24 protein-coding genes and 1 pseudogene are annotated in these 24,256 nt (G+C 50.9%); 15 read left to right on the top strand and 10 right to left on the bottom strand.

Annotation, left to right across the window (positions count from 1 at the left end):
• A partial coding sequence (locus ACTF7Q_RS05920) for a hypothetical protein (RefSeq protein WP_438996934.1) occupies positions 1 to 758 on the bottom strand: 758 nt, incomplete at its 3' end.
• A 330-nt stretch (positions 759 to 1,088) separates the two neighbouring features.
• Here ACTF7Q_RS05920 and ugpB point away from each other — a divergent pair.
• From ugpB to ACTF7Q_RS05940, 4 genes are all read left to right on the top strand, one after another.
• Positions 1,089 to 2,408 (top strand): sn-glycerol-3-phosphate ABC transporter substrate-binding protein UgpB, encoded by a 1,320-nt coding sequence (gene ugpB, locus ACTF7Q_RS05925; RefSeq protein ID WP_438996935.1) that lies wholly within the window; start codon positions 1,089 to 1,091, stop codon positions 2,406 to 2,408.
• A gap of 66 nt (positions 2,409 to 2,474) precedes the next feature.
• On the top strand, positions 2,475 to 3,356 hold the full coding sequence (gene ugpA / locus ACTF7Q_RS05930; protein WP_438996936.1) for a sn-glycerol-3-phosphate ABC transporter permease UgpA: 882 nt from the start codon (positions 2,475 to 2,477) through the stop codon (positions 3,354 to 3,356).
• Positions 3,356 to 4,207, top strand: a complete 852-nt coding sequence (gene ugpE / locus ACTF7Q_RS05935) for a sn-glycerol-3-phosphate ABC transporter permease UgpE (protein WP_438996937.1) — start codon at positions 3,356 to 3,358, stop codon at positions 4,205 to 4,207. The genes ugpA and ugpE overlap by 1 nt, the downstream gene beginning before the upstream one ends.
• Before the next feature lie 29 nt (positions 4,208 to 4,236).
• Positions 4,237 to 5,322 carry a sn-glycerol-3-phosphate import ATP-binding protein UgpC gene (locus ACTF7Q_RS05940; RefSeq protein WP_438996938.1) on the top strand — a complete coding sequence of 362 codons (1,086 nt, stop codon included), beginning with the start codon at positions 4,237 to 4,239 and terminating at the stop codon, positions 5,320 to 5,322.
• A gap of 131 nt (positions 5,323 to 5,453) precedes the next feature.
• Here ACTF7Q_RS05940 and ACTF7Q_RS05945 read toward each other — a convergent pair whose 3' ends face one another.
• Positions 5,454 to 5,930, bottom strand: a complete 477-nt coding sequence (locus tag ACTF7Q_RS05945; protein WP_438996954.1) for an NAD(P)-dependent oxidoreductase — start codon at positions 5,928 to 5,930, stop codon at positions 5,454 to 5,456.
• A gap of 24 nt (positions 5,931 to 5,954) precedes the next feature.
• Positions 5,955 to 6,803, bottom strand: a complete 849-nt coding sequence (locus tag ACTF7Q_RS05950; protein WP_438996939.1) for a fumarylacetoacetate hydrolase family protein — start codon at positions 6,801 to 6,803, stop codon at positions 5,955 to 5,957.
• 610 nt (positions 6,804 to 7,413) lie between these two features.
• Here ACTF7Q_RS05950 and ACTF7Q_RS05955 point away from each other — a divergent pair.
• The 6 genes and pseudogenes from ACTF7Q_RS05955 to ACTF7Q_RS05980 all read left to right on the top strand — a co-directional run bounded on the left by ACTF7Q_RS05955 (position 7,414) and on the right by ACTF7Q_RS05980 (position 11,392).
• Positions 7,414 to 7,557, top strand: a complete 144-nt coding sequence (locus ACTF7Q_RS05955) for a hypothetical protein (RefSeq protein ID WP_438996955.1) — start codon at positions 7,414 to 7,416, stop codon at positions 7,555 to 7,557.
• A pseudogene (locus ACTF7Q_RS05960) lies at positions 7,536 to 7,745 on the top strand (hypothetical protein); the annotation flags it as partial. The gene ACTF7Q_RS05955 and the pseudogene ACTF7Q_RS05960, both read left to right, overlap by 22 nt.
• Positions 7,745 to 9,004 (top strand): 3-oxo-tetronate kinase, encoded by a 1,260-nt coding sequence (gene otnK, locus ACTF7Q_RS05965; RefSeq protein WP_438996940.1) that lies wholly within the window; start codon positions 7,745 to 7,747, stop codon positions 9,002 to 9,004. The pseudogene ACTF7Q_RS05960 and the gene otnK, both read left to right, overlap by 1 nt.
• Entirely contained in the window at positions 8,994 to 9,641 is a 648-nt protein-coding gene (otnC, locus tag ACTF7Q_RS05970; protein WP_438996941.1) for a 3-oxo-tetronate 4-phosphate decarboxylase, read from the top strand. Before otnK ends, otnC begins: the two co-directional genes overlap by 11 nt.
• The gene (locus tag ACTF7Q_RS05975; protein WP_438996942.1) at positions 9,641 to 10,402 is read left to right on the top strand and encodes a hydroxypyruvate isomerase family protein; all 762 of its coding nucleotides are present in this window, start codon (positions 9,641 to 9,643) and stop codon (positions 10,400 to 10,402) included. Before otnC ends, ACTF7Q_RS05975 begins: the two co-directional genes overlap by 1 nt.
• 150 nt (positions 10,403 to 10,552) lie before the next feature.
• The gene (locus ACTF7Q_RS05980; RefSeq protein WP_438996943.1) at positions 10,553 to 11,392 is read left to right on the top strand and encodes a ferredoxin--NADP reductase; all 840 of its coding nucleotides are present in this window, start codon (positions 10,553 to 10,555) and stop codon (positions 11,390 to 11,392) included.
• On the opposite strand, the gene ACTF7Q_RS05985 is transcribed toward ACTF7Q_RS05980, so the two are convergent.
• From ACTF7Q_RS05985 to ACTF7Q_RS06005, 5 genes are all read right to left on the bottom strand, one after another.
• A complete protein-coding gene (locus ACTF7Q_RS05985) occupies positions 11,389 to 12,150 on the bottom strand; it encodes an ABC transporter permease (RefSeq protein ID WP_438996944.1) in 762 nt (253 codons plus the stop codon). The two genes, ACTF7Q_RS05980 and ACTF7Q_RS05985, sit on opposite strands and share 4 nt — an antisense overlap.
• A 4-nt stretch (positions 12,151 to 12,154) precedes the next feature.
• Positions 12,155 to 13,075: an ABC transporter ATP-binding protein gene (locus ACTF7Q_RS05990; RefSeq protein WP_438996956.1), complete on the bottom strand. Its 921-nt coding sequence runs from the start codon at positions 13,073 to 13,075 to the stop codon at positions 12,155 to 12,157.
• 72 nt (positions 13,076 to 13,147) lie between these two features.
• Positions 13,148 to 14,023 carry a TauD/TfdA dioxygenase family protein gene (locus ACTF7Q_RS05995; RefSeq protein WP_438996945.1) on the bottom strand — a complete coding sequence of 292 codons (876 nt, stop codon included), beginning with the start codon at positions 14,021 to 14,023 and terminating at the stop codon, positions 13,148 to 13,150.
• A gap of 93 nt (positions 14,024 to 14,116) precedes the next feature.
• Positions 14,117 to 15,745, bottom strand: coding sequence for a glycerol-3-phosphate dehydrogenase (gene glpD / locus ACTF7Q_RS06000; RefSeq protein ID WP_438996946.1), 1,629 nt, complete (start codon positions 15,743 to 15,745; stop codon positions 14,117 to 14,119).
• A 41-nt stretch (positions 15,746 to 15,786) separates the two neighbouring features.
• Positions 15,787 to 16,557 (bottom strand): DeoR/GlpR family DNA-binding transcription regulator, encoded by a 771-nt coding sequence (locus tag ACTF7Q_RS06005; RefSeq protein ID WP_438996947.1) that lies wholly within the window; start codon positions 16,555 to 16,557, stop codon positions 15,787 to 15,789.
• 187 nt (positions 16,558 to 16,744) lie between these two features.
• Between ACTF7Q_RS06005 and ACTF7Q_RS06010 the strand changes: the two genes are divergently transcribed.
• The 4 genes from ACTF7Q_RS06010 (at position 16,745) to ACTF7Q_RS06025 (ending at position 20,338) form a co-directional block, all read left to right on the top strand.
• A complete protein-coding gene (locus ACTF7Q_RS06010; RefSeq protein WP_438996948.1) occupies positions 16,745 to 16,891 on the top strand; it encodes a hypothetical protein in 147 nt (48 codons plus the stop codon).
• 24 nt (positions 16,892 to 16,915) lie between these two features.
• Entirely contained in the window at positions 16,916 to 18,418 is a 1,503-nt protein-coding gene (gene glpK / locus ACTF7Q_RS06015) for a glycerol kinase GlpK (protein WP_438996949.1), read from the top strand.
• Positions 18,419 to 18,454: 36 nt separating this feature from the next.
• Entirely contained in the window at positions 18,455 to 19,456 is a 1,002-nt protein-coding gene (gap, locus tag ACTF7Q_RS06020; RefSeq protein ID WP_438996950.1) for a type I glyceraldehyde-3-phosphate dehydrogenase, read from the top strand.
• Between the two features lie 135 nt (positions 19,457 to 19,591).
• Positions 19,592 to 20,338 (top strand): GNAT family N-acetyltransferase, encoded by a 747-nt coding sequence (locus ACTF7Q_RS06025; RefSeq protein ID WP_438996951.1) that lies wholly within the window; start codon positions 19,592 to 19,594, stop codon positions 20,336 to 20,338.
• Here ACTF7Q_RS06025 and ACTF7Q_RS06030 read toward each other — a convergent pair.
• Together ACTF7Q_RS06030 and ACTF7Q_RS06035 are read right to left on the bottom strand one after the other, a co-directional pair.
• On the bottom strand, positions 20,335 to 21,018 hold the full coding sequence (locus tag ACTF7Q_RS06030; RefSeq protein ID WP_438996952.1) for a phosphatase domain-containing protein: 684 nt from the start codon (positions 21,016 to 21,018) through the stop codon (positions 20,335 to 20,337). The genes ACTF7Q_RS06025 and ACTF7Q_RS06030 overlap by 4 nt on opposite strands.
• 31 nt (positions 21,019 to 21,049) lie before the next feature.
• Entirely contained in the window at positions 21,050 to 22,678 is a 1,629-nt protein-coding gene (locus ACTF7Q_RS06035; RefSeq protein WP_438996957.1) for a SulP family inorganic anion transporter, read from the bottom strand.
• A 183-nt stretch (positions 22,679 to 22,861) separates the two neighbouring features.
• Between ACTF7Q_RS06035 and ACTF7Q_RS06040 the strand changes: the two genes are divergently transcribed.
• Positions 22,862 to 24,052 carry an acyl-CoA dehydrogenase family protein gene (locus ACTF7Q_RS06040; protein ID WP_438996953.1) on the top strand — a complete coding sequence of 397 codons (1,191 nt, stop codon included), beginning with the start codon at positions 22,862 to 22,864 and terminating at the stop codon, positions 24,050 to 24,052.
• Positions 24,053 to 24,256 lie beyond the last annotated feature (204 nt).

Below are 24,256 nucleotides of genomic sequence, written 5' to 3' on the forward strand. Positions count from 1 at the left end.
GTCGCCTCATTTTCTGCCGCAAGTTCAGCCAGCAGTCCAGCCACATCCGGATGCGCTTCATCATGCGCTGATAGTTCGGCATGATACAGATCAAGTGCCATCTGCTTTTCGACAAGCCGCAAGGCAAAACTGTCAAGCCATGTGATATCCGAGCGCCCGTCAAGGTCATAGCCAACCCATGTTGATACAGCGCACATGACAGGCAAAACATCACGCCAGCTGGCATCTCTGGCCGCGCGTTTTGCCGTCAGAATGCTATGATGTAATGACCTGATTGCGGTGCGCGCATGTCCCAATGCCTGCATGGCCTCGCTATGCTCATTTTGCAACGTAATGGTGCTTCGCGGCCGATAGGCATCATCTGGCATCGTGCCCATTTTGTTATCGCTGGCGGCCTGTGATAGGATCGCGGATGTATCCTTTTCCAGCGCAAAGACCGGATGCGCGGTGAACACCGCATTATAGACCGGCTTGCCCACATCAAGCGTATTAATGTCAATGCCATCCAAAACATTGATGTCATCGCTATCGCGGCCGGTTTTGACATGTAGGCGGGTTGTTTGCTGGTCCCACAGTTCACTGCCCATATGCGCAAGGAACTCATTGACTTCATCTTGGCTGATCTGGCCTTTATACAGCTTGTCACTGATCTCGTCAGCCAGCGCCAGAATGGGATTGATATCCGAAACATGTTTGCCTTGTTTGCGAAAGGCGTCAAGTCTGTCGAGAAGGTCGGCTTTTAGTTGCTTTACAGTCATAATTATCATCCGCCAGATTGGTATCTACCGGTGTGCTCCCCAGCTAAATATATCACTTTCATAAGCTATTCGCGCCAACATACTTTAAAAAAGCCAGAGATGCTATGGGCAGGATTGTTTTTCGCCGTTCTATTTCAGCGATGATCTTAGGCTACAGATACGTATCTTCAGACAGCAATAAATATGCAATAATTTTTGCCTATAGTCTTCCTGACTAACGCATGTTAGATTTTTAGAGACAAAACTTAAAAATTTAAACTTTAAGTAAGGCCTAAAATATGAATGCGTTTGTATTTGCATTAATTGGGTACATTAAATAGGGAGCAAAAAATGAAAAAATTCATATCTACACCTGCCATAGCGGCAGCTGTATCCATTGTAATGGGAACAGTATCTTTTGCGGCATCGGCTGCTACCGAAGTGCAGTGGTGGCATGCGATGGGCGGCGTTAATGGCGAACGCGTTAACAAAATCTCCAACGATTTTAACGCCTTGCAGTCAGATTATAAAATCGTACCTGTTTATAAAGGTAACTACACCGAAACCATGACCAGTTCGATTGCTGCCTTCCGGGCAAAGCAACAGCCGCATATCGTTCAGGTTTTTGAGGTTGGCACCGCCACCATGATGGCCGCCAAAGGCGCGATCATGCCGGTTGAACAGGTCATGAATAATGCAGGCGAGCCTTTCGATAAAAGTGACTATCTGTCAGCTGTGATCAGCTATTATCAGACACCGGATGGTGAATTGTTATCAATGCCGTTCAATAGTTCAACACCTGTACTCTGGTATAACCAGGACGCTTTTGACAAGGCTGGCGTCTCCAGCGTTCCCCAGACATGGGATGATGTTGAAGCTGCGTCGCGCAAGCTGGTTGATGCTGGCTATAAATGTGGCTTCAGCTTTGGGTGGCAGTCATGGGTCATGATTGAAAACTATTCAACATGGCATGACGTGCAGATCGGTACCAAGCAGAACGGCTTTGCTGGTTTTGATGCCGAACTGACCATCAATAATGATCATGTCAAAAACATTCTTGGCCGTATTGCCGATATGTCAAAAGACAATCTGTTTGTCTATGGCGGTCGTCGCGGTGACAGCCTGTCAATGTTCACCAATGGTGAATGTGGCATGTGGATGAATTCATCAGCCTATTATGGCAGCATCAAAAATCAGGCAAAATTCAACTTTGCCCAGACCATGTTGCCGCTTGATACAGCTGTTGCGTCAAAGCCACAGAACAGCATCATCGGTGGTGGTACATTATGGGTCATGAAAGGTCATGATGCCGACGAATATAAAGGCGTCGCAAAATTCATGACCTATCTGTCATCACCTGAAGTACAGGCATGGTGGCATCAGGAAACTGGCTATGTGCCGATCACAACAGCCGCATATGACCTGTCAAAGAAGCAAGGCTTCTACGATACTAATCCGGGCACAGACACAGCTATCAAACAGCTTAATCTGAATACGCCAACGGCGAACTCAAAAGGTCTGCGTTTTGGTAACTATGTCCAGATCCGTGACATCATCAATGAGGAAATGGAAGCTGTCTGGAGTGGTGCCAAATCGTCAAGTGATGCGATGGATGAAGCTGCCAAGCGTGGTAATGTGCTTCTTCGCAAGTTCGAGCGTGCAAATCGCTAACACCTAATCTCTTGCCCCATGGTCATCTGTCTGTGGGGTAAGATGTATTGAGCTCTGGATTGTTTTATGCAAGAACGTGTTATTTTCAAATCCCGCTCTTTGCCTTACTTGCTTGTTGCGCCGCAGATTATCATCACCTTGATTTTCTTCATCTGGCCGGCGGCACAGGCTTTGTATCAGTCATTTCTGATCGAAGATGCGTTTGGTTTTAGTTCCGAATTTGTCTGGTTCGAGAATTATCAGCTGTTATTTGAAGATCCTTATTATATAGATGCTTTTGCGCGTACGGCCTTTTTCTCACTTGCCGTAGCGGGTCTGTCGATGAGCTTTGCTCTGATCCTTGCTGGATTTGCTGATCGTGTCATAAAGGGCGCACTTGTTTATCGTACATTTTTGATCTGGCCTTATGCCGTGGCACCTGCATTAGCTGGTGCCTTATGGGTGTTCATGTTTGACCCCACACTTGGCATCTGGACATATTTTTTGAAATTTTTTGGGTTTGATCTGAATTACAAGTTAAATGGTAATCATGCCATGACCTTGGTCATTCTTGCCGCGGCATGGAAACAGATTGCCTATAATTTCCTGTTTTTCCTGGCGGGTATGCAAGCCGTGCCGCGCTCGTTGATTGAGGCTGCGGCAATTGACGGTGCCAGCCCGATGCGCCGCTTCTGGACAATTATTTTTCCGCTTCTGTCGCCAACGACCTTCTTCTTGCTTGTGATTAATACGGTCTATGCGTTTTTCGATACCTTCGGTATTGTGCATTCTTTGACCGGCGGTGGTCCGGCAAAAGCAACCGAAATTCTGGTTTATAAAGTGTTCAATGATGGGTTTGTTGGCCTTGATCTTGGCGGGTCTGCGGCGCAGTCGGTGATTCTGATGGCGATTGTCATTTCGCTAACAATCGTCCAGTTCCGCTATATTGAACGTAGGGTGCAATATTGATGGTTGAAAATCGTCCCCTTCTAAGAATTGTAACGCATATAGTCCTTATTCTGGGCATTGCCATTATTGCGATTCCAATCTGGATCATGCTGGTTGGTGCCAGTCATGATGGCGTGCGGATGTTGCAAGTGCCGTTGCCGCTTACCCCTGGCGACCAGTTATGGGTCAATTTCAAAGGCGCCTTTTTTGGGGCTGGCCTTGAGGGTACCGAGACCGCACCAGTCTGGCTGATGTTGGTGAACAGTCTGATTATGGCGCTAAGCATAACCTTTGGTAAAATTGCCATTTCATTGCTGTCGGCATTTGCGATTGTCTATTTCCGCTTTCCGATGCGTATGCTGTGCTTCTGGATGATTTTTGTGACCTTGATGTTGCCTGTCGAGGTGCGGATCATCCCCACATTCGAGGTGGTGGCCAATCTGGGCATGTTGAACAGCTATGCTGGCCTTAGCATCCCGCTTATTGCATCGGCCACGGCCACCTTTTTGTTTCGTCAGGTCTTTATGACAATTCCGGGCGAGCTTGTTGAATCGGCGCGCATCGATGGTGCTGGCCCGATGCGCTTTTTTGTCGATTTCCTTATTCCTTTATCGCGAACCAATATTGCCGCGCTATTTGTGATTTTGTTTATTTATGGCTGGAATCAGTATTTATGGCCGCTGATTATCACCACCGATCAGGCGAATTACACGATTGTCATGAGCATCAAACAGATGCTTGAAGCGGCTGAACAGTCGCCAGTATGGAATATCATCATGATGACCGCGTTGCTGGCGATGTTGCCACCGGTGCTGGTCGTGGTTCTGATGCAAAAGCTATTTGTCAAAGGCCTGGTCGAGTCTGAAAAATAGGTATAACCCCCGCTTGAAAAGAGATTGAAATGGGCAATATCGAATTTAAGAATCTACATAAATCATATGCCAATACGCCGGTGATTCACGGCATTGACGGACAGGTAAATGATGGCGAATTTGTCGTCATCGTTGGGCCGTCTGGATGTGGCAAGTCAACTTTGCTCCGCATGATCGCAGGGCTGGAAACAATTACCGATGGTGATATTTTAATCAATGGTAACCGTGTGAATGATCTTGAGCCTGCCGAGCGTGATATTGCTATGGTGTTTCAGACCTATGCGCTTTATCCGCATATGTCGGTTTTTGAAAATATGTCTTATGGGCTGAAAATTCAGAAAGTGCCGCGCAATGAAATCAAACGCCGGGTAGAGGCCGCCGCCGCCATTCTTGAAATCACCGACCTGCTTGATCGTCAGCCCCGCCATATCAGTGGTGGTCAACGCCAGCGTGTGGCTATGGGGCGCGCCATCGTGCGTGAACCGGCGGTATTCTTGTTTGATGAACCCCTATCCAATCTTGACGCCAAACTCCGTGTTCAGATGCGTCTGGAAATTAAGAAGCTACAAGAACGTCTGGGCATCACCAGCGTTTATGTGACGCATGATCAGGTAGAAGCGATGACTCTTGGTGATCGCCTTATGGTGATGAATGCGGGTGTTGTTGAACAGTTTGGTATGCCAATCGATCTTTATCAGACACCAGCGTCTATTTTTGTCGCGGGCTTTATCGGCAGCCCGTCGATGAATTTCCTGCCGGCACGGCTGGATAAGCCAGGCCGGGTCATAACCCTTGCGAATGGTGATAAAATCACCCTGTCCACGGCGAAGGCGTCAGGCCGTTCCACAGCCGTCACGCTTGGCATCCGGCCTGAACATCTAAGCGTTATGACGAACCGGTCAAAAGCCGCTGCATCGGTGACGATGATTGTTGATATGGTCGAACAGCTTGGTGCGGATACGCTAGTACATGGTGTGCTTGATGGTTCGGATTCAACCGTGACAGCGCGTTTGTCAGGCGTTCAGAATTTTATCCGTGACACCAGCATATCGTTAGGCTTTGCGCTTGAAAATATCCACCTGTTTGATGCAAAGCATGGCAAGCGCCTTGCCTAGCTATGGCACAAAATCCGGTTCGGCTTTTCCTCTTGATAGGTGTCGCGGCTAGCGGCAAGTTATCCTATGCACCATGCTGGCGGATCGTATGGATGCGACCTATATCGATGGCGATGATTATCATCCACCAGTCAATATTGCCAAAATGGCCGCAGGCATCGCCTTAACCGATGCTGATCGCTGGCCATGGCCACATGCGGTGTCAGCGTTACGTTATCCATCTTGCATAGGGCAGGCGGCACATGCGGTTCATTGGCAAACACATCAAGACCGGCTCCGCCAAGCCGTCCGTCTTCGAGGGCCGCCACCAGCGCGTCTTCATCGACAACCGAACCCCGCCCAACATTGATTAAAGTGCCGTCAGGCTCCAGCGCGTCAATGACCTCACGGTTGATTTTCTGATAGGTAGAGGCATTCCCCGGCGTGATCGCAATCAGATAATCGACATCTTTTGCCATGGCTGTCAGATCGTCATAAAAGCGATAGGGCAGATCGGGCTTTTCGGTGCGCGTATGATAGGCAATGTCGCATGCCAACGCCGCCAGCTTACCGGCAATCGTCTGGCCAATTCGGCCAAGCCCGAAAATACCGACCTTTGCGCCTTCGATTGATCGGGTTAATGGCTGTAAATGTCAGGCATCCTGTCCAACTCTCTGGCGTTGCTGGCCTAGCCCGTCGATCCAGACATCCATGACATCTCCTGCTTTCAGATATACCGGCTCAGGCTTCATGCCCAGCCCGACGCCTGGCGGGGTGCCTGTTGAGATCACATCACCAGGATGCAGGGTCATGAGCTGGGAAAGATGCGAAATACATGCAGCAACGCTGAAAATCATCGTTTTGGTATTACCTGTCTGGCGGCGTTCGCCATTCACATCCAGTGTCATATCCAGATTTTGCGGATCGTCTATTTCATCGCGTGTTACCAGCCAAGGGCCAATCGGGCCAAAGCTGTCGCATGATTTACCCTTGGTCCATTGGCCAGTCAGCTTGGCTTGAAAATCGCGTTCCGAGACATCATTCACCACGCAATAGCCAGCGACATAATCCAGCGCCTGATCTGGTTCAACATATTTACAGGCTGTGCCGATCACCACGCCCAGTTCGACTTCCCAGTCGGTCGCTTGTGAATGGCGCGGAATCATCACCGTGTCATTGGGGCCAGTGATGGCGGATGTGGCTTTCATGAATAATATCGGATGCGCTGGGATCTCGGCACCGGTTTCGGCGGCATGGTCCGAATAATTCAGCCCGATACACATGAATTTACCAACGCCATTCACACAGGGACCAAACCGGTGCTCGCCTTCTATCAGTGGCAGGGATGCCGGATCAAGCGCGCGCAATTTAGCAAGGCTGGCATCCGACAATATATGACCATTAATATCGTCTATATGCGCTGACAGATCGCGGATCTTACCATCATCATCAATCAGACCGGGTTTTTCTGCGCCCGTATGGCCATAGCGTACAAGTTTCATGATTTATACCTCATTCGTGAAATGGATAATTGACATTGAGTGATCCTTACAGATCCGCCTAGGAGGCTGAACATAGTCAATTCATAATCTGGCCTAGCTATGTTAGATAGTAAACAAATCTTTAGGAACCAGCGCCCCAATATGGATGACTATTAATTATCCTGACTTAACTTTTGCCGATAATCTAATGTAACAAAGCTCTGAATTATTACTACTTCTGAATGTGATTATTGGCGAAATACTTCCTTTGATCTTCTTATGATTACTGCTTAAATGAATTGGAAACCATGTGCTTAGCTTCGTGATGGCAACCGTCTGCGCAGTCTTGATATCACGGGTACAGCCCAGCGCCGGATCAATCTGGTTATGGCCTTATGTCTGATCGGTGTGGTTGGCTTGTCGCTGATATCGATTTTGGGATATTCGGTATAATCATGGCGGCGTATCTAAAGCCCTAATACCCAAAGACTAGCGTTTTAGGATCGTCATTTGTCGTGGGCTAGGCTAAAACAGACTTGGTAATGATGATTTGGTATGTGACCAGACGGGGTGCCATATGGCTGACGCTAAAAATATTGCTGTTATTGGTCTGGGGTCGATGGGCTATGGCATGGCAACGTTAATCCTGCGGACAGGGCACAGCACCTATGGTTTTGACGCTATGCTGGAGAATGTTGCCCGCTTTCAGGTCGCAGGCGGCAGCACTGACAGCCTGGCCGAGATTGCGCCCGAGTTGGGGCAGGGTCGGCGATGAAAGCGGTTAATCAGCTACTGCCAGGCGTTCATATTGCCAAATTGGTGAAGTTTGGCGCGCCTTTGACCGCCGCCGCGCTTCAGCAATTTATGGCAGCGTCGGGGTCGGGGATTGGGGCCGAAGATGATGCGGCGATTGCTAAAATCTATGCGCGTAATGCGGGGCTGACCTTGCCGGGGGATGGCTAATGCTTCTTGGCTGCATAGGTGATGATTTTACCGGCTCCAGCGATCTTGCCAATACGCTGGCCAAGCAGGGCATGCGCACCGTGCAATATACCGGCATTCCCGATCATGCCGCCGCCGAGGATGTCGAAGCTGGTGTTGTGGCGCTGAAATCGCGGTCACTACCGGTGGCCGAGGCGGTGGCGCATTCGCTGGCCGCACTGGCATGGCTACAACAACAGGGATGCCAGCAATTCGTTTTTAAATATTGTTCGACATTTGACTCAACATCTGATGGCAATATCGGGCCGGTTGCCGATGCGCTTGCTGATGCGCTTGGCACGTCATGCGTTATTGTATGTCCGGCGTTTCCCGGAACGGGGCGTTCGCTCTATCAGGGGCATTTATTCGTCAATGATGTTTTGCTGCATGAAAGCGGTATGCAGAATCACCCGCTAAACCCGATGGATGATCCTGATATTCGCCGGTTTTTGGCGCGACAGACGCCGCATCCGGTTGGTCATGTGCCAGCGTTGACGGTATTTGACGGGGCTGATGCGATTGCCGATGCCTTGGCGCGCGAAGCTGCCGATGGCAAGCGTTTGATCATTGTCGATGCGTTGCGCGATGCGGATCTGTTTGCCATAGGCAAGGCAGCTGAAAATTTGCCCTTGATTACCGGAGGGTCGGGCGTAGCGATGGGCTTGCCTGCTAATTTCATCCGCCGCGGCCAGCTTGTCAAAAGCCGCACCAAATGGGCGGGGCAAGCGGGTAAATGCGTGGCCTTGTCGGGGTCATGTTCTGCCGCCACCCGTGAACAGATTACCCTTCATGCGACCACGAATCCGTCCTTTAAAATTGATGCGGTTGACGTGATCGAAGCCCGCGTGACACCTTTACAGATTGCTGAATTTCTGTGCGATGGGGCGGGGATTCCGCTTGCCTATAGTTCGGCTGACCCACAGGTGATTGCCGATGTTCAGGAACATTATGGCCGTGATCGTGCAGCGGTTGCCTTGGAAGCTTTTTTTGCCGAGATTGCACGCCTTGTTGTCGCCAATGGTGTCACCCGGTTGATTTCGGCTGGTGGCGAGACCTCGGGCGCAATAGTTGAGGGGCTGCAACTTGACAGTCTTGAGATAGGTCCTGAGATTGCCCCGGGTGTGCCAGCCTTGCGCGCCTCTGGCGATCTTGTATTGGCGTTGAAATCGGGTAATTTTGGTGCGCCTGACTTTTTCTTGGCTGCGGCTACTATTTTGGAAGGTGATCATAATGACCACTGACACGCATCTTCGCGAACAAATCTGCATGTTGGCAAAATCGATGTTTGATCGGGGGCTGACAGGGGGCTCGACAGGCAATATTTCGGCACGCACCAGCGATGGTGGCTTGCTTGTGTCCCCCACCGGTATAAGTTTTGGTCGTCTTGATCCGGCGCGTCTTAGCCATTTTGACGCCACAGGAACATTGATTGATGGCGATGCGCCAACCAAGGAAATGCCCCTGCATAGTGCGTTTTACGATACCCGCAGTTCGGCTGGCGCGGTTGTTCATTTGCATTCTTGTCATGCGGTGGCGTTATCGATGATGCCGGATCTTGATGCGGATAACTTTCTGCCGCCTTTAACACCTTATGCGATCATGAAACTTGGCAAGGTTGCATTACTGCCGTTTTTCCGTCCGGGCGACCCCATGATGGGCGCAGCTGTGCGCGGACTTGCAGGCAAACGTTCGGCGGTAATGCTGGCCAATCACGGGCCGGTTGTTGCAGGCAAGGATGTTGAAGCGGCTTGTAATGCGATCGAGGAACTTGAAGATACAGCGCGCCTGGCCTGTCTTATGCGCGGGGTAAATGCCCGTATGCTGAACCCCGCCCAGATCACTGACATCGTCACACATTTTGATGTTGAGTGGGATTGATGGCACGGTTTTCTGCTAATCTTGGGTTCCTATGGCATGATTTGCCTTTACCCGATGCGATCCGCGCCGCCGCCGCGGCCGGGTTTGATGCTGTTGAATGTCACTGGCCCTATGATGTACCCGCCAAAGATGTTGCTGCCGCCTTGGTTGAAACCGGACTATCGATGTTGGGGTTGAACACGCGGCGTGGTGATCTGGATGCTGGTGAAAATGGCGTTGCGGCATTGCCTGGCCGCGAACATGATGCGCGCGCCTTCATTGACGAGGCGATCACCTATGCGGTGGCGATCAAGGCCGCGAATATCCATGTCATGGCTGGTTTTGCCGTCGGTCAGGCCGCGCATGACAGCTTCATTGCCAATCTTCATTATGCCTGCATAGCCGCCGCCCCGCATGGCATCACTATTTTGATCGAACCGCTTAATCACTATGACGCGCCAGGTTATTTTCTGGATTCAACGGCGCAGGCCGCATCCATCATTGCCGAGGTTGGTGCGCCTAATCTCAAACTGATGTTTGATTGCTATCATATTCAGCGTCTTGAGGGTAATCTCACCAATAAACTCAGCGATCTATTGCCGATCATTGGCCATATCCAGTTTGCGGCTGTTCCGGATCGTGGTGCGCCTGATCATGGTGAGATACATTATCCGCATATCTATGCGCATCTGGCCTCGATTGGCTATACGGCGCCGCTTGGTGCCGAATATAAGCCGGATGGGGCGACAGACAATTCGCTTGCATGGTTGCATAACGCCTAGGCATTTTCTTTGGCTGGCTCTTGGCGCGTGATTTTTTTTGTTCATATCTGGATATGACAAAATTTTTGCAAATTTTTGATATTACATTGCACGTGATAGGCGGGCACTATACATAAACTAACTTACAGCTCAAAAATACGAGATAGACATATGACAGAGAACAGCTTTTCGGCCGATGTGAAGTCAGATGTGCAGGCACCGCCGCCGATACCTGATAATATGTTCGCCGAGACAGTCACCGAAGTCGAACATTATACTGATAATCTGTTTCGTTTCCGCATCACGCGGCCTGCCAGCTTCCGTTTCCGGTCAGGCGAGTTTGTCATGATTGGCTTGCCCGAGGCGGTGACCGGTGCAAAGTCGGTATTTCGTGCCTATTCGATTGCCAGCCCATCTTGGGATGAAACGATTGAATTTTTTTCGATCAAGGTGCCTGGTGGCCCATTGACCGAACATCTACAGAATATCGTGCCTGGCGATACCATCCTGATGCGCAAAAAATCGACTGGCACATTGGTGCTTGATGCCTTGCTTCCGGGCAGACGCTTATGGATGATTTCAACGGGTACGGGGTTTGCGCCCTTTGCATCGCTGATCCGCGATCCCGAAGCCTATGAAAAATTTGCTACATTATTCGCCACGCATACCTGTCGTTATAATGAAGAACTCCGTTACAGTCAGGACACCGTGGCCGCGACATTGGATGACCCGCTTGTTGGCGAACTGGCAACTGACAGATTACATCTGATAACCAGCACGACACGTGACGATCATCCTTTGACTGGACGTATCACTACACTTTTGCAAGATGGTTCGCTTTATCGGCATTTTGATATTGCGGGGCTTGATCCCGAACATGACCGCGTGATGATTTGCGGTTCTATGGCGATGCTAAAGGATGTCCGCATATTGGTCGAGGCGGCAGGTTTCGTGGAAGGCGCAAATAATAAACCAGGCAGTTTTGTTGTCGAACGTGCCTTTGTTGGCTAGTTTTTCAAACGGTATCCGGTGCGGAACATCCATGAAATAATGCCGATACACAACACGCTGAATAGCCCAATGGCAATCAGGCTTTGTGCCACAGGAACATCAGCGACACCAAAGAATGACCAGCGGAACCCTGATACCAGATAAACAACTGGATTAAACAGCGTCACTTTTTGCCAGAACACTGGCAGCATGTCGATTGAATAGAAACTACCACCCAGAAACACCAAAGGCGTGATGATCAGCATCGGCACCAGATTCAATTGTTCAAAACTGCGTGCCCATATGCCCAGAATAAAACCTAGCAGGCTGAATGAAATACAGGTGATCACCAGAAAACTCATCATCCACACCGGATGCAGGATTTTTACAGGCACAAACAGAAACGAAGTGCCCAGAATGATGATGCCGATCATCAGGGATTTGGTCGCCGCCGCTCCGACAAAGCCGGTGGTGATTTCAATAAAGGATACAGGTGCCGATAGCGGTTCGTAAATAGTGCCAATGAATTTAGGGAAATAGATACCGAATGACGCATTCGAAATGCTTTGCATCAATACGGACAGCATGATCAGACCGGGTACAATGAAAGCTCCATATTCGACACCGTCAATTGATTCCATCCGTGTCCCTATCGCCGTGCCGAACACGACAAAATATAACACCGTCGAAATCACTGGCGAGATGATGCTTTGCACCAATGTCCTGAATGTGCGTGCCATTTCGAAAAAATAGATGGCTTTGACAGCTTGGAAATTCATGCTTCTAATCCTTTACCAGATCAACGAAGATATCTTCAAGCGAGCTTTGAGCTGTTTGCAGGTCGCGCAAGACAAGGCCAGCGGCTGAAATATCCGAAAGCAGGCTGGTGATGCCGGTGCGTTCCGCCTTGGTGTCATAGCTATAGATCAAGCCGGTTTTATCGTCATTGATGCTAAGATCATAGGCACTCAAGCTATCGGGTATCGCGGGGATCGCATCCTGAAGCTGAATATGTAATTCCTTGGTGCCCATTCGCTTCATCAGGGCATCTTTATCTTCAACCAGCAAAATCTGGCCTTTGGCAATCACCGCCACACGATCGGCAATCGCCTCGGCTTCCTCGATATAATGCGTTGTCAGCAGAATGGTGACGCCTTGGGCTTTCAGATCGGCAACGACATTCCACATATCTTTGCGCAGTTCGACATCGACCCCGGCGGTGGGTTCATCAAGAAATAGCACCTTTGGATGATGGCTCAGCGCCTTGGCAATCAACACGCGGCGTTTCATGCCGCCGGATAGCTCCTTTATCTGCGTGTCGCGCTTATCCCACAGTGATAATTGCCGCAATACTGTTTCTATGACCTCGGCATCGGGCGGATAGCCAAACAGGCCACGTGAAAAACGCACCGTATTATCGACAGTTTCAAACGGCTCCAACATGACTTCCTGCGGCACCAGCCCAATCAGGCTCCGCGCCTTACGATAGTCGGCCACCACATCATATCCGCCAACCTTCACATGACCGCTTGTATGCGATAGCAAGCCGCAGATCATTGAAATCAATGTTGTTTTTCCGGCACCATTCGGCCCCAATAGGGCCAAAATCTCGCCTGCCTTGATATCAAGATCAACTGTATCAAGCGCGACCGTGCCTGAGTCATAGGTCTTGTTAAGCTGGGCTACCGAAATGATAGGATCCAACATCGATCTCCTTTAATGATATAATCTAGGACGTATATGGCAATAATTTGGCCTGTTAACTAGGCTTGTTAATTAGGCCGGTATATCACCTTTTACAGTCACCCGCCGGCCTTTTCTTTCTTCTGGCCAATAGTCCCAGATCGCCCGATGCATACAGCATCGATTATCCCAGAATGCCATATCATTTAGCGACCAGCGAAATCTGATCTGATAATTGACATGTTCGATATGGGAAAACAGAAAGCCCAGCATAGCATCGCTTTCGGCGGCGTTTAACTCATTGATCCGTGTGGTAAAGGTGCGGTTGATATAGAGCGCCTTGCGTCCGGTCTCGGGATGGGTGCGCACCACCGGATGCGTGGCGACTGGATAGGATATATCCTCATCCTTGCGTCCACGATCAGCATAACGCCCACGATAGAAATGCTCGGATTCATGCGTGGCGGTCAATCCATCTAGCATCGCCCGCAGTGTCGGCGACAGATCGTCAAAGGCCGCATACATATCGCTGAACATCGTATCGCCACCACAAGGCGGCAGGATATGCAATTGTAATAAGGTGCCAAGCGGTGGCTCAGTATCGCATGATACGTCTGAATGCCAATGTTCTCCATTGGCGATTTTGGAATCTTTATGCGCATGAATTTCGAAAATTTCGGGATAGCCTGCCATGGTCGGGGCGGCTGGATGCGCATGCAAGGGGCCAAAGCGTTTGCCAAAATTGATGTGCGCTTCAGGGGTGATTTCCTTTTGATCTTTGAAAAACAGCACCTGATGCACCAGGAAGGCGCGGTGGATTTCGGCAAATTGTTCGTCATTTACGCCGTCGGCGATATGTATGCCGCGGATTTCAGCGCCCAGATTCGGGGCAAAGGGCGTAACGTCAATATGGCTGTAACTTTGAGTGCTATCTGGTCGATTGCGGGCTGGTTGATTGCTGTCTGGCATGTCATGATCCTCTATCTATAGTTAAAGCTAGCAGGGTAATGAGTTGCATGAAAGCTTTTTGGCAGGCTAAAAGCTATCAGCCAGTGATTATATTCAGCTATCGGCATGTACTTTTGGGCTGTGGGCATGTTTGCATGTATCGGTGATGAAGCGATCTATCGCTTTGATCTGCGCCTCATCGAGCTTGAGACCCAGCCTTGTGCGTCGCCAGACAAAATCCTCGGCTGATCGAACCCATTCATGCGATACGCTCCAGGCTAGTTCGACCGCATATATATCCGCCCCGAAATGCGTTCCCAGATCGGCGCTAGTGCTACAGTTAGCCAGCATATCAAACACATCGGTGCCATAGGCACGCGCCAGCCGCCGCACATGCTTATCATGCAAAAAGTCATATTTTGTCCCGATCGCGGCGCATAGATCATCAAATCCATCAACCGGAAAATCGCCACCAGGCAAAGTCACACGTGCGGTCCAGTTGCCATCTGTCCCGTTTAGTCCTGGCAAATATGCGGTCAGTTCGGCCATCGCCGATTCCGCCAGCTTGCGATAGGTGGTGATCTTGCCGCCAAATACATTCAACATTGGTATCTTATCTGCGGCATCGATCCGCAGCACATAATCACGTGTTGCCGCCGTTGCCGAGGCCGCGCCATCATTATAAAGCGGGCGCACGCCAGCATAGCTCCAGACAACGTCATCATTGCTGATTGTCCGGTTGAAAAACCCGCTGACAAAATCCAGCAGATAGGCTTGTTCTTCGGGGGTGCAGACAGGCAATTCGTCAGGATCGTCATGATCGACATCGGTTGTGCCGATCAGCGTGAAATCATCTTCATAAGGTATCGCGAAACAGATACGCCCATCAGTGCCTTGAAAGAAATAACAGCGGTCATGATCATACAGCTTACGCGTGACAATATGGCTGCCACGTACCAGCCGCAATCCGTCGGTTGAATTGATCCGTGCGGTATTATGGATAATATCTTCCACCCATGGCCCCCCCGCATTGACTAGCGCTTTCGCGGTAAAGCGGAAACTGGTGCCACTATCGCGATCTTCGGTATGGATGATCCAGCCATCGGCATTACGTTCGGCCAGCGTAACCTTGGTGCGCGTCATGATCTGTGCGCCGCGTTGTTCGGCATCACGCGCATTGAGCACCACCAGTCGTGAATCCTCGACCCAGCAGTCCGAATATTCAAAGGCTTTGGAAAATTTATCATCTAGCGGTGCCCCTGCCGGATCTTGGGTCAGATTGACAGTTCTTGTCGGCGGCAGAATCTTGCGCCCGCCCAGATGATCATACATGAACAGACCCAGCCGAATCAGCCAGGCTGGCCGGCGCCCTTTCATCCACGGCATGATCCCGCCCAATAGCTTTGCCAGTGGCGTATTGCCTTCAAAGCGCATCTCGGCGTGATAGGGCAGCACAAAGCGCATCGGCCAGCTGATATGCGGCATCGCTGTCAACAACACTTCGCGCTCAATCAAGGCTTCGCGCACCAGCCTGAATTCGAAAAATTCTAGATAGCGAAGCCCGCCATGAAACAATTTTGTCGATGCCGAAGATGTCGCCGAGGCCAGATCGTTCATTTCGGCCAGGCCGACTTTCATGCCGCGCCCTGCCGCATCACGGGCAATGCCGCATCCGTTGATACCGCCACCTATGACAAATAGGTCGAAATCCACTGTTTTATCGGTGTGGGGTTGTTTTGGCATATCAGTCATCATAGGAGTCCATTACGGGTAAAGCGCTCTGCCTAGTTTGTTTCATTGACGATGATTATCGATGTATTGCCGGCCTCGGCGGCGGCACAGAATGCGTCTGGAGGCCGCGCATCGGTAATGACATAATCAAGTTCTGACACGTCACAAATCCGCACCGGCGCGTCATTTTCGAATTTCGAAATATCGGTCACCAGCACCTTGATGCGGGCGTTACGAATAATGGCGCGCGCCACCGCCACCTCACGATCATCGAAATCCAGCACTGATCCGTCACTATCCAGCGATGATGCGCCAATAATGGCAAAATCGGCTTTATAGCGACCGATGAATTCAACCGCCTGATCCCCGACGATGGCGCCATCGCTCTTGCGAACGGCACCCCCAACCAGAACCAGTTCACGGAGCTGCGCATTCAGGAAAATCTGGATGACGTTAATATTATTTGAAATGACTGTCAGATCATTATGCGCGGTCAACGCCTTGGCCACCTGTTCGGTTGTTGTGCCGATATTCAGAAATACCGAACAATTATTGGGGATCAATTGCGCCGCTTGTTTGCCAATCGCGGCTTTCTCGACAGCATAGGACAAACGTCTTTCTTCATAGCCTCGGCTTGATGTTGATACGACACGGCGGGCGCCACCATGCGTACGCATCGCTAATCCACGGTCACATAAATCGCCCAGATCACGCCGGACTGTTTGCGCTGTTACGTCAAAACGCGCTGCTAATTCATCAACGTCAACTTTGTTATTGTCGCGTAGTAAACCGATAATTTCATTTTGTCTTATATTTAACGTCATCAAAATCTCCAGATCCTAAACATGTAGCGCACCTATATTTAAAACGCACGAATTTTATTCGTTTTGTGCGCGTTTTATAAATTACGAACATATAACGAGCATTAATTCGTTCAATTTCTCGGATAAAATGCCAAATTTTCATAGTTTAACGACTAAATTTTTAGTTTGACATTCATCCCATGTTCGTATGAAGATTGGAATTAGCCGTTTTTATGGCGGTTCATCCCTTAATGGCATGGACATTGCCGACCGCATTGGATTTGTTGGTACACCTCTATGGTGGCCACTTGCCATATCGGTTGTTGCCAGTATTCTGTGTTTCTGGAAAGTCTAGGCGACATGTATAAGGGGGAAATAGATGCAAAAGGATTACATCCTTGCCATTGATCAGGGCACGACCTCAAGCCGTGCGATTATCTTTGATCGTGATCTAAAGCCGCTTACCACCGCCCAGGCTGAATTTACCCAGCATTTTCCGCAATCGGGCTGGGTCGAGCATGATCCCGAAGACCTTTGGTCAACGACTATTGATATGTGCCAGCAGGCGCTCAAAACTGGTGCTATCAGCGCCAGCACTATTGCCGCCATCGGCATCACCAATCAGCGCGAGACCACCCTTGTATGGGATAAACATACTGGCAAGGCGATCTATCCAGCGATTGTCTGGCAGGATCGCCGCACCGCCGATTATTGCCGCGATCTCAAGGCGGCTGGTCATGAAGATATGGTCGCGGGCAAAACCGGCTTGCTACTTGATCCGTATTTTTCGGCGACGAAACTGCATTGGATTTTAACGCATGTTGACGGGGCGATGGCGCGCGCCAAGGCAGGCGACTTGCTGTTTGGCACGGTGGATAGCTATATCATCTGGCGTCTGACCGGGCGGGCGGCGCATGTCACCGATGCGACCAATGCGGCGCGCACCATGCTTTACAACATAGCCGAAGGCTGCTGGGATCAGGAGCTGCTAGATTTATTTGATATCCCCGCGCATATGCTGCCTGAGGTCAAAGACAGTTCAGGCCATTTTGGCACCACGCATGATGATTTGTTTGACGGCGCCGCCATTCCCATTCTTGGCGTGGCGGGCGATCAACAGGCGGCCACCGTTGGTCAGGCTTGTTTTCAGCCAGGCATGATTAAATCGACCTATGGCACGGGTTGTTTTGCCTTGATGAATACAGGTGACAAGATCGTCTATTCCTCAAACCGTCTATTGACCACAATCGCCTATCAGCTTGATGGCAAACCGACCTATGCGCTTGAAGGTTCAATCTTCATCGCTGGTGCTGTTGTGCAATGGTTGCGCGATGGCCTAAAGATCATTGCATCGGCGTCCGAAACGCAAGCCTTGGCCGAAAGCGCTAGCGATACCGAACAGGTCTATTTGGTGCCGGCCTTTACCGGTCTGGGGGCACCCTATTGGAATGCTGATTGTCGTGGTGCCATATTTGGCCTGACCCGCAATACCGGCCCTGCTGAAATTGCCAAAGCCGCATTGGAAAGCGTAGCCTATCAGACGCGCGATCTAACCGAGGCGATGAGCGCTGATTGGGATAATAAAGGCAAAATGGTTCTGCGCATTGATGGTGGCATGGTTGCCAATAACTGGGCGATGCAGATGTTATCGAACCAGCTTGGTGCGCCGGTGGATCGTCCGGTTATAACCGAAACCACGGCGCTTGGCGCGGCCTATCTGGCGGGGCTTGCCGCGGGTATTTGTGCGCCACCAGATGAATTTGCCGCCAGCTGGAAACTGGAAAAACGGTTTGAACCAAATGTTGATTGTGGTAATTCTGATACCCTCTATGCTGGATGGAAACAAGCGGTAGCCCGCTTGCTTCACGATCCGGAATCCTAAAGCAAATCCCCCACCCCTATCTCAGGAGACTTTAAATTGACTACCAAGGTTGCTATTAACGGTTTTGGCCGCATTGGCCGGAACATTGTGCGCGCGCTTGTCGAATCTGGACGTGATGATATTCAGCTTGTTGCTATCAATGATCTAGGTCCTATCGAAACAGGTGCGCATCTGCTGCGTTACGATAGCGCCCATGGTCGTTTCAAAGGCGACATCACTGTAGATGGTAATAGCCTCGATTTTGGTATGGGCAAGATTGCCGTTTCGGCTGAACGTGATCCGGCTGCCTTGCCGTGGGGTGATGTTGATGTTGTGCTGGAATGCACAGGTGTCTTTACCGCGCGTGACAAGGCTGCTGTGCATCTGCAAAGCGGGGCATCGCGTGTGCTTATTTCGGCACCAGGTGCTGATGCGGATAAAACCATCGTCTATGGCGTCAATCATGATACGCTGACCGCCGATGATCGTATTATCTCGAATGCATCCTGCACGACAAACTGTCTGGCACCTGTGGCCAAAATCTTGCATGACACGGTTGGAATAAAGCGTGGTTTCATGACCACAATTCACAGTTATACGGGCGACCAGCCAACCTTGGATGCGTTTCACAATGATCTTTACCGGGCGCGGGCGGCGGCGGTCAATATGATCCCGACCTCAACCGGGGCGGCCAAGGCGGTTGGTCTGGTTCTGCCTGAATTGTCAGGCAAACTTGATGGCGTTGCCGTGCGCGTGCCAACTCCGAATGTATCGGTTGTCGATCTGACCTTCGAGGCTGGCCGCGATACCACGAATGAAGAAATCAATGATGCCATGGCGACAGCGGCAAAAGGCACTATGGCAAATGTGCTTGATTTTACTATGGATAAGGTTGTCTCGATGGATATGAATCATGATCCGCATTCATCGATCTTTGCGGGTGAACAGACCAGGGTGATGGATGGTAATTTCGTTCGTATCTTGACGTGGTATGACAATGAATGGGGCTTTTCAAACCGGATGCTTGATACCGCCTCATGGCTTGGCAAATTGGCCTGATGCCAAAGGCTTTGCAAAGTATGCTTTTATAGATGTCTGGTTTATCACAGCGGTTAATTCTGTCTATGCTATAAAGACCTTATGGCCTGAAATGGGATGCTTTCGGGTCGCCTAACCAGAGTAAGAGGGGGTATTATGTCCGACATTGATCTTACCTCGATTTTGGGGCCAAAAGTACCTGATTGGCGCGCACCGCCATCGCCCTTTGACGTGGGGTTTGAAAAAACCGGACTTATTGGCGATCATGTGACGCTTGTGCCACTTGATGCTGATCTTCATGCGGCGGGTCTTTTTGCCAGCTTTACCGAAGATAAACAGGGCGCCATATGGCACTATTTGTCCTATGGTCCCTTTGAAATGCTGGCCGATTACACCGATTATGTGCGGGTGATGGCATCATCAAAGGATGTGTTCTTTTTTGCCATTCAGGATAATGCGACATCTCGTTTTGTGGGGGTTGCATCCTATTTGCGCATTAATCCGGCGGCAGGGTCGATTGAGGTTGGGCATCTTTGTTTTGCCCCTGCCTTGCAATCGACTATCGGCGCGACCGAAGCGATGTTTCTGATGATGCAATGGGCGTTTGAGGCTGGCTATCGCCGCTATGAATGGAAATGCAACGCGCGTAATCTGCGGTCGCGTCGGGCGGCACAGCGGTTTGGCTTTTCCTATGAAGGTGTGTTCCGTCAGGCTTTGGTGGCCAAGGGGCATAATCGGGATACCGCATGGTTTGCCATGATTGATGCTGAATGGCCTGCTTTGAAACTGGCCTTTACCAGCTGGCTTGATATGGCGAATTTTGACGCTGAGGGATGCCAGTATAAATCCCTATCCAGCATGACCGCACCAATCCTAGCGGCGCGTGATCCGGCTTTGGATTAATTGGGGCTGTTATAGGCCTTACCCCACTCCCTCACAAAATCTTCTTGTGCTTGTGTTTCGATACTGCCTGGGCGGGTTTGCCTGATCGCTGTGATCGCCGCCGCTGCCTCAATGCCAAATCGGCCTAGCAAAAGCCCTGCCATCATGCCGGTACGTCCCAATCCGGCCTGACAATGAATCGCTATGCTCTGGCCGTTGCGGATACGCGTTTCCAGATCATCAAGCAACTGGCCAAGCGTTACGCTGTGCGCTTCATTCGGAATGCCATGATCGCGGATCGGAAAGCTGGCATGTGCAAGTCCGGCGTCGCTAATGATCCTGTCAAGCGCGCTCACCCCCAGCCGCACGCGGTCATCTGCTTCCAGCAAGGTCAGTACAAGGCCAGCCCCCGCCGATGCCAACTGCTCGACATCGTGCTTTATATCCGCATCATGTGCCTTACCATCTGTCTTGCCATCTGCGCGCAAGCCGGGGCAGGACGCCAATAGAACAGCCCCCATATTGCTACCCGCCTTATCATGACTATCTGGGTCATGCCTATCTGGGTCATGCCTATCTGGGTCATAACTGTCGGATGCGGTCAATGCGGCTATATCAAGCTGGTTCCAGAACGCTGTGTCGATATGCTTGCCCTCCTGATATATGCGTGAACATTCAGCCCGAACATTCAGCCCGAACATTCGGCTTATGGGGCTTCACCCTACCATGCGCTTAATGCCCGCTGCCCATAGCACCGATTTTAACCGAATAATCGACGGCAACGCCATAGTCTGGATCATCATCGCTATCGATAATGATCTGCCCCGCGCGTGACAGCAGCTTATGACAGTCAGGCGACAGATGCCGCAACATGATCTGCTTATTGGCGGCGGCATATTTACCGGCAATATCTTCAATCGCCTGCAAGCCTGATTGATCGACAATGCGAGATTCAGCAAAATCGAGGATCACCATCTTTGGGTCATTGGCAATATCGAATAATTCGATGAAACTGGCTGTCGAGCCAAAGAAAAGCGGGCCCCTGATATCATAGACCAGCGCGCCTGTCTCACTCACCGAGGGGCGTGTCGAGGCCTGAATTCGTTTGGCCGCATTCCACGCATAGACCAGCGCTGAAATGATAACCCCGACAACCACCGCAATCGCCAGATCCTTATACACAGTCACCGCTGTCACCAGAATAATGACAAAGGCATCCGCGCGCGGTACTCGCCGTAATATCATCAATGAATTCCACGCAAAGGTGCCGATCACCACCATGAACATCACCCCGACCAAGGCGGCAAGCGGGATCATTTCGATCAGATCCGACGTAAACAGGATAAAGGCAAGCAGGAATAATGACGCCGCTATGCCGGCTACACGTGTGCGGCCTCCTGATTTCACATTGATCATTGACTGGCCGATCATCGCACAGCCGCCCATACCACCAAAGAAACCGGTAACAAAATTGGCTGCACCTTGGGCAACGCATTCGCGCGATGCGCCACCACGCTGATTGGTCAGATCACCAACCAGATTCAACGTCAGCAGACTTTCGATCAGGCCAATCGCCGCCAGAATAAAGGCATAGGGGAAAATGATCCTCAGCGTTTCCATATTCATCGGCACATCTGGCAAGGCAAAGCGTGGCAAGCCGCCCGCGACACTGGCCATATCGCCAACCCGAAACACATTCAGATCGCCTATAATCACGATCAATGTAACTGATACAATCGCGACCAAGGGTGCCGGAATGGCTTTCGTGATTTTCGGTGTGATCCAAATCATCACCATAGTCACCGCCACCAGCGCCAGCGTCATATACAGCATCGATCCGGCCATCCAGCTTGATGTACCATCGGCATTGACGATCTGAAATTGCTGCAACTGCGCCAACCCGATCACAATCGCCAGCCCGTTGACAAAGCCCAGCATCACCGGATGCGGCACCATGCGGATGAATTTGCCAAGTCGGAAAATGCCTGCCAGCAGCTGCAAAATGCCCATCAGCACAACTGTAGCAAACAGATATTCAGCCCCATGATCCATAACCAGCGCGACCATGACCACGGCCAGCGCGCCGGTGGCGCCTGAAATCATCCCTGGGCGGCCACCAAAAACGGCGGTGATCAAACCGACGATAAAGGCTGCATATAGTCCGACAAGCGGTGCCACGCCAGCGACAAAGGCAAAGGCAATCGCTTCGGGCACCAGCGCCAGAGCGACTGTCAGGCCTGACAATATCTCGGTTTTGGCCTGCATCGGGGTGAAGGCTGTCTTGGCTGTGTTGCTGTCGGATGCAGATGACAATGGCATGCCGATCATTTTGGCAATGCCATGGAAAAAGGGGTTGGGCATAATATCTCGATTTCGCGTAAGTGACGGCCAGAATGGTAAAGTAACAAGGATATCCAAGAGATATGCCCTGTATCATGTGTTTTGACAACCCGTCACCACGAACTAGATGCCGTCGCTGTTAAAAATATGCTATGACTTAGATGATCATGACGGGTGCAGTCTATTATTAGAGGAATGAAGCCAATGACGCCCAAACAAAATGTCGATATGCCAGCTGGATTGGATGCGGGGATTTATGCCGATATACGCGCGGGTATTGCCAAGATATGCGCAGAATTTCCAGGCAGTTACTGGCGCGCACTTGATGCTGAAAGGGCCTATCCCGAGGCGTTTGTTGCGGCCTTGACCAAGGCTGGCTATCTTGGCTGTCTGATTCCCGAAGCCTATGGCGGTTCGGGTCTTGATCTGACGGCGGCGTCGGTCATTTTGGAAGAAATCCACAAACAGGGTGCCAATGCCGCGGCCTGTCATGCGCAGATCTATACGATGGGGACAGTGTTGCGCCATGGCAGCGATGCGCAGAAACGCACCTATTTGCCGCGCATTGCCGATGGCTCTTTGCGGCTACAGGCTTTTGGCGTCACCGAGCCGACTTCGGGCACTGATACGCTGGCTTTGCAAACTACCGCCCGACGTGACGGCGATCGCTATATCATCAATGGTCAGAAAATCTGGACCTCGCGTGCTGAATATTCAGATCTGATGCTGTTGCTGGCGCGAACCACGCCGCGCGATGCGGTGGCTAAGCGTACCGATGGGCTGTCGGTGTTTCTGCTTGATTTGAACAGCCTGCTGGATAAGGGGGTTACGATCCGGCCGATCCGCACGATGATCAATCACGCCACCACCGAGGTTTTTTTCGATAATGTGTCGATTCCGGCAGACGCGCTGATTGGCGAAGAGGGCAAGGGCTTTCGCTATATTCTCTCAGGCATGAATGCCGAGCGCATTCTGATCGCGGCTGAATGTATTGGCGATGCCAAATGGTTTATCGACAAGGCCAGTGCCTATGCCAGTGAACGTTCGGTCTTTGGCCAGCCGATTGGCAAGAATCAGGGCATCCAGTTTCCGCTTGCCAAAGCCTATGCGCATATGATTGCGGCCGAGGCCATCGTCTATCGCGCCGCCGCTTGTTATGACGCTGGCGAGGATCCAGGGGCGGATGCGAATATGGCGAAATTGCTGGCGGCTGATGCCTCATGGGAAGCGGCCGAGGCCTGTATGCAGACGCATGGCGGTTTTGCCTTTGCCGAGGAATATGACATTGAGCGTAAATTCCGTGAAACGCGGCTCTACCAGATTGCGCCGATTTCGACCAATTTGATACTGTCTTATATTGCCGAGCGCGTGTTAGGTCTGCCAAAATCCTACTAGCCACGGCTCCATCACGCCGTGCCATAATATGAAAGGGTGCCAAGATGAATGTTGACGACTGGATTGGCCATAGCTTTAGCCGCACCGATATTATCACCCCGCGTCTTGTAGCGCATTTTACCGACACCTTCACGCCGCATATTTATGCACAGCCTGCAGTGCCATTGGGGTTGTTCTGGTGCTTATGTCCAGATACGGTGCCAG

This window comes from Puniceispirillum sp. (SeqCode) (genome assembly GCF_965657105.1).
Taxonomy (GTDB): Bacteria; Pseudomonadota; Alphaproteobacteria; order Puniceispirillales; family Puniceispirillaceae; genus Puniceispirillum.

Bases quoted from the DNA above. Each gene is read 5' to 3' on its own strand.
- ugpB (WP_438996935.1), top strand. From the start codon at position 1,089: ATGAAAAAATTCATATCTACACCTGCCATAGCGGCAGCTGTATCCATT.
- ugpA (WP_438996936.1), top strand. From the start codon at position 2,475: ATGCAAGAACGTGTTATTTTCAAATCCCGCTCTTTGCCTTACTTGCTT.
- ugpE (WP_438996937.1), top strand. From the start codon at position 3,356: ATGGTTGAAAATCGTCCCCTTCTAAGAATTGTAACGCATATAGTCCTT.
- ACTF7Q_RS05940 (WP_438996938.1), top strand. From the start codon at position 4,237: ATGGGCAATATCGAATTTAAGAATCTACATAAATCATATGCCAATACG.
- ACTF7Q_RS05950 (WP_438996939.1), bottom strand. From the start codon at position 6,803: ATGAAACTTGTACGCTATGGCCATACGGGCGCAGAAAAACCCGGTCTG.
- ACTF7Q_RS05955 (WP_438996955.1), top strand. From the start codon at position 7,414: ATGGCAACGTTAATCCTGCGGACAGGGCACAGCACCTATGGTTTTGAC.
- otnK (WP_438996940.1), top strand. From the start codon at position 7,745: ATGCTTCTTGGCTGCATAGGTGATGATTTTACCGGCTCCAGCGATCTT.
- otnC (WP_438996941.1), top strand. From the start codon at position 8,994: ATGACCACTGACACGCATCTTCGCGAACAAATCTGCATGTTGGCAAAA.
- ACTF7Q_RS05975 (WP_438996942.1), top strand. From the start codon at position 9,641: ATGGCACGGTTTTCTGCTAATCTTGGGTTCCTATGGCATGATTTGCCT.
- ACTF7Q_RS05980 (WP_438996943.1), top strand. From the start codon at position 10,553: ATGACAGAGAACAGCTTTTCGGCCGATGTGAAGTCAGATGTGCAGGCA.
- ACTF7Q_RS05985 (WP_438996944.1), bottom strand. From the start codon at position 12,150: ATGAATTTCCAAGCTGTCAAAGCCATCTATTTTTTCGAAATGGCACGC.
- ACTF7Q_RS05995 (WP_438996945.1), bottom strand. From the start codon at position 14,023: ATGCCAGACAGCAATCAACCAGCCCGCAATCGACCAGATAGCACTCAA.
- glpD (WP_438996946.1), bottom strand. From the start codon at position 15,745: ATGCCAAAACAACCCCACACCGATAAAACAGTGGATTTCGACCTATTT.
- ACTF7Q_RS06005 (WP_438996947.1), bottom strand. From the start codon at position 16,557: ATGACGTTAAATATAAGACAAAATGAAATTATCGGTTTACTACGCGAC.
- ACTF7Q_RS06010 (WP_438996948.1), top strand. From the start codon at position 16,745: ATGAAGATTGGAATTAGCCGTTTTTATGGCGGTTCATCCCTTAATGGC.
- glpK (WP_438996949.1), top strand. From the start codon at position 16,916: ATGCAAAAGGATTACATCCTTGCCATTGATCAGGGCACGACCTCAAGC.
- ACTF7Q_RS06025 (WP_438996951.1), top strand. From the start codon at position 19,592: ATGTCCGACATTGATCTTACCTCGATTTTGGGGCCAAAAGTACCTGAT.
- ACTF7Q_RS06030 (WP_438996952.1), bottom strand. From the start codon at position 21,018: ATGTTCGGGCTGAATGTTCGGGCTGAATGTTCACGCATATATCAGGAG.
- ACTF7Q_RS06035 (WP_438996957.1), bottom strand. From the start codon at position 22,678: ATGCCCAACCCCTTTTTCCATGGCATTGCCAAAATGATCGGCATGCCA.
- ACTF7Q_RS06040 (WP_438996953.1), top strand. From the start codon at position 22,862: ATGACGCCCAAACAAAATGTCGATATGCCAGCTGGATTGGATGCGGGG.